A 3,290-nucleotide genomic window follows, 5' to 3' on the forward strand; every position below is an offset into this window, starting at 1 on the left:
GCGAAGACGTCGAGGCCGACCTCCTCGGCCTTCTTGGCGATGGCGACGGTGGCCTTGATGCGCTCGTTCTCGGTGGGGGTGGTGCCGGTGGTGGGGTCGGTGGTGACGTCACCGATGGTGAAGATGCCGAACTGCATGATGATTCTCCTTTGGTGGTTTCTTTAGCTGAGCCCACTGTAGGTGACACGTCAACATCATGTCAAGGGGGACTAGGGAGGGCTTTTTCCGCGAACGCTCGAAATCCCCGAATTGGCCGAGTCAGGAGTCGACAGCCTCCATGAGCAGGGCGATGTCGGATCCACCGATGACGCGGATGGGACGCTGATCCTTCCGTCCGTGCTCGGTGATGATGCCCGCCCGCGGCATCGACCCGTCCTTGCGGGGTGTGGTGAGCGCGTCGATGGCCTCCTGCGCCAGCACGTCGCGGGGGAGGAACACCGCGCGGTCGTTGTCCTCGGCCCAGTCGAGGACCTCGGCGACGGTGCGGGCGTCGAGATGATCGTTGTCGTCGAGGTCCGCCGCCACCCACCGCGCGATGGTGTTGGTGGTGAGGATGCCCGTGCACGTGCCGCCCTCGTAGATCGGCAGCTGCGAGATGGTCGTGGAGCGGATGACCTGCAGCGCCTCCCGGATGTCATCGCCCGGCGCGACCGTGCGCACCTCGTGATGGCCCAGGGCGCCGAGCGCTGTCGGCGGATCCCGCAGAATGTCCCGGATCCGCTCGATGTCCGCGACCGTCTCTTCCAGCGGCTCCGCGATGGGGCGCATGTCCTCGGTGTACCGGCCGTGGCTGATGGCGTTGCGCAGCTCGGCGAACTCCTTGAGGTCCCCGGCATGCTCCTCATTCATGAGGTGCCTACGCACCGCCTGATCCACCATCCAGCGGAAACTGTCGGATTTCTTCGCGCTCAACAGATCCCGCAGGTGGGCCTCGATGTCATTGAAGGCCGCCAGAAAGGGAATGGCGCGGTTGGGGGCAGTCGGCTCAGTCACATCACCCAGGGTAATGAGAAGATGAGTTCCATGGCCGAGTTCACACGCCCCGAGCTGGACGCCCTGCTGCGGCAGGCTGATGACGTCGCGCAGCGCGCCGCCCAGGCCAGGTCGCTTATCGACGCCCCCCGCACCCCACCCCGCGCCCCCGGCGCCGTCCGCATCGGTGACAGCGTGCTGCTCCCGCCGGGCGCGGTGCAGTGGCCGCCGCACTTCTACGCGCAGGCGGAGATCGACGGGCTGCCCCAGGCCTGGGAGCACCTGCGCGGCTATGTTTCGCAGGCCGGAGTGCTGGGGATGCTGCGCCATGAGGCCCGCAACGCCGCGCCCTCCATCCTGGGGCGCATCTTCGCCGGCGGGAAAATCGCCCGGGCCCGAGCCGCCGCCGGAGATCTGCGGACGCGACTGGAGGATGCGACCTTTCAGGTGCTGGATGCGGACGTCACCCGCTACCTGGAACTGGCCTCGCTGGCCGACATGCTCCAGTCCCGCGGCGTGCGACTCCACCCCGGGGGAGCGGCGGATCACCTGCTGGCGCACGCGCGATCGGCGGTGGAGGAGGCCGTCGGCGCGCCGGGCTCGACCTTCGTCCAGCACGACGCAGATCCGCAGGCGCGCGTGCTGGAGCGGGCGCGGGCCCTGTCGCGGGACCCGAATTCGGAGCCGGCGATGCGTCGAGAAGCGGAGCGGTTGCTGGATGCACTGACCGGCGAGCGGGCGGAAATCCTGCTGCGGCAGCTGCCCGTCGACGCGCTGAAGACCGCCACGAACGAGCGCCTGCGTTTCACCGGCCTGGAGACCATCGGGGTGTCCACCGTCGCGGACGTGCTGGCCACGCCGACCGGGCGCCTGACCCAGGTCCCGGGCATCGGCGCGACTACCGCGCGTCGCCTACGCGCGGCTGCCGAGACCCTGCGGCAGGAGGCCGTCGGCACGCACACCACCGGTATCGGGGACACGCCCACCCGCGCCGCGACCGGGCTGGTGCGCCTGCTGGCGCAGTTCGACCAGATCAACACCCTCGACGAGATCCAGCGCGCCCGGCGGCGCCGCATCCTGGCCCGGGCCGAGGAGCTGCCCACCACCGGCGGGCTGTGGGACGTGCTCGTCGGTCAGGGCCCGGAGTGGCAGGAGTTCACCGACGACATCGCCTGGGCCGACGTCCACCCGGAGACCCTGGAGCCCGCACGCCCCGTGCCGGTGTCCGGCGAGACCTGGGCTGACTACCTGGATCGCCCCGCGCACTACCAGGCGCTGCTGTCCACGCTGCTCGATCTCGAGGTCGAGGGTGGCGATGACCTCGCCGCCGACATCCTCGAACGCATCCGCGCGCTGCGCCTGGACACCACCCACCTCACCGACCTGCACCTGCGCGGCTACCAGTCCTTCGGCGCCCGCTTCACTCTGGTGCAACGCAAGGTGATCCTCGGCGACGACATGGGCCTGGGCAAGACCGTGCAGGCCCTGGCCGCCGCGGCGCATTTGTTTGCGGAGGGGCAGTCGCGCACTCTGGTGGTGTGCCCGGCCTCGGTGCTGACCAACTGGGAGCGTGAGGCCCGCCGCTTCACCGATCTCCCCGTCTACCGCGCCCACGGCCCCGAACGCGTCGAGGCGGTCCGCGCCTGGGAGTCGACCGGCGGCATCTGCCTGCTCACCTACGACGGAGCGCGCACCACGACTCTGTCCGCACCGGATTTCGTCATCGTCGACGAGGCGCATTTCATCAAGAACCCGTCCACCGGCCGCACCCGTGCGGTCCGCTCGCTCATCGACGCCGCCTCCCACGCTCTGCTCCTCTCCGGCACGCCGCTGGAAAACCGCGTCTCCGAGTTCGCCACGCTGGTGGGCTTCGTGGCACCGGATCTCATCTCCACGGGCATGTCGGAGATGGCCGCGGCCGACTTCCGCAAGCGCATCGCCCCCGCTTACCTGCGCCGCAACCAGGCCGATGTCCTTGACGAACTTCCCGAGCGCCTCGACCAGACCGACTGGATCGACCTCACCCCGGCCGATGAGAAGCACTACGCCGCGGCGGTCGAGGAGGGCAACTTCATGGCCATGCGCCGCGCCGCCATGACCACTCCCGGTGCGGTCCCCGCGAAACTCGAGCGCATCCGGGAGATCGTCGAGGAGGCCGAGGAGGCTGGGCGCAGGGTGCTGGTATTCACCTATTTCCTCGACGTCCTCGACCGCCTCGAGTCAGCGCTCGGCTCCCGGGTCGTGGGTCGGTTGTCCGGCCAGGTCACGCCCGCCGCGCGCCAATCGCTTATCGACGCCCTCGCCACCGCCCCTCCCGG

At 69.6% G+C, this 3,290-nt stretch carries 2 protein-coding genes and 1 pseudogene; 1 reads left to right on the forward strand and 2 read right to left on the reverse strand.

Annotated elements, in window-relative coordinates:
- Both Q4F73_RS12130 and Q4F73_RS12135 read right to left on the reverse strand, forming a co-directional pair.
- Positions 1-137: pseudogene (locus Q4F73_RS12130) on the reverse strand (5,10-methylene tetrahydromethanopterin reductase); the annotation flags it as partial.
- 121 nt (positions 138-258) lie between these two features.
- Positions 259-993: a CBS domain-containing protein gene (locus tag Q4F73_RS12135; RefSeq protein WP_303359597.1), complete on the reverse strand. Its 735-nt coding sequence runs from the start codon at positions 991-993 to the stop codon at positions 259-261.
- A gap of 30 nt (positions 994-1,023) precedes the next feature.
- On the opposite strand from Q4F73_RS12135, the gene Q4F73_RS12140 reads away from it, so the two are divergent.
- Positions 1,024-3,290 (forward strand): DEAD/DEAH box helicase (locus Q4F73_RS12140; protein WP_303359598.1); only part of this gene is annotated, 2,267 nt, incomplete at its 3' end.

This window comes from Corynebacterium sp. (assembly GCF_030535495.1).
Taxonomy (GTDB): Bacteria; Actinomycetota; Actinomycetes; order Mycobacteriales; family Mycobacteriaceae; genus Corynebacterium.